This window comes from Mesorhizobium sp. M7A.F.Ca.CA.004.04.2.1, assembly GCF_004022825.1.
Taxonomy (GTDB): Bacteria; Pseudomonadota; Alphaproteobacteria; order Rhizobiales; family Rhizobiaceae; genus Mesorhizobium.
In genome coordinates, this window is the sequence record NZ_RZPH01001577.1 from 1 (window position 1) to 773 (window position 773).

At 63.4% G+C, this 773-nt stretch carries 2 protein-coding genes; one reads left to right on the plus strand and one right to left on the minus strand.

Annotated elements, in window-relative coordinates; genetic code table 11:
* A partial coding sequence (locus tag EN893_RS36240; protein ID WP_281062544.1) for a sugar-binding domain-containing protein occupies positions 1 to 258 on the plus strand: 258 nt, incomplete at its 5' end.
* A gap of 29 nt (positions 259 to 287) precedes the next feature.
* Here EN893_RS36240 and EN893_RS36245 read toward each other — a convergent pair.
* Positions 288 to 656, minus strand: coding sequence for a hypothetical protein (locus EN893_RS36245; RefSeq protein ID WP_127271283.1), 369 nt, complete (start codon positions 654 to 656; stop codon positions 288 to 290).
* Positions 657 to 773: the final 117 nt, after the last annotated feature.

The following is a 773-nucleotide window of genomic DNA, read 5'->3' on the forward strand; positions in this document are numbered from 1 at the left end:
CCGCTGAAAGCGAAGGGCGCGGTCGCCAACATGCTGTGCTATTTCGTCGATGCCGCCGGCGGGCTGGTCGACCACGAGGTCAACAGCCGCGTCATGGCCATCGATCTCGATGTGGTCAGCAACGTGCCTAATGTCGTTCTTGCCGCGGGCGGCAAGCGCAAGGTCGCGGCGATCCTCGCCGCGCTGAAAGCCGTCGACACCAACGTGCTGATCACCGACAGCGATACCGCCACGGCGCTGCTTGCCAAGGGCGGCTGAGCCGGTTCGACTGGCTCCGGTGTTTCCCGCTAAATGAGCCCGCGCTCGCGCAAAAAATCCTCGACACCGACATGGGTCATGGATTCGAATTCGGCGACCGCCTCGGCCACCCGCTTGCGCTGCGCCGCCAACAGTGTGAACACCTGCTTCATCTCGCCGGAAACACCGAAACGGCTCCACCGCTCGGCGATGTGGGTGGGCAAGCCGATGTCGGCGCAGAACGCGTCCAGGCTGTCATAGCCGAGGCTGGCGACGAGCTGCCTGGTCTCGTCCGCCGACATGCGCGGCTCGAAGGCGTGGTCGTGCAGGCGCTGCGCCACCAGCTTGATGTCGGATGGCGACGCGCCCATGACCTTGCCGAACAGGGTTTTCACGTCAGACGGGTCGAATGCAGGCATATTTTGGCCTCCCTGGATCGCAATCCAGATAGAACATGGGTCAAGGGTCGGCGCCTGACAAGTCGTTTCTGTCGTAAGCCGGCGCATCATTCGACGCCGGCTTCTGCTTGATGGATC

Excerpts from the sequence above, each read along its gene's own strand:
- EN893_RS36245 (WP_127271283.1), bottom strand. The coding sequence starts at position 656 with ATGCCTGCATTCGACCCGTCTGACGTGAAAACCCTGTTCGGCAAGGTC.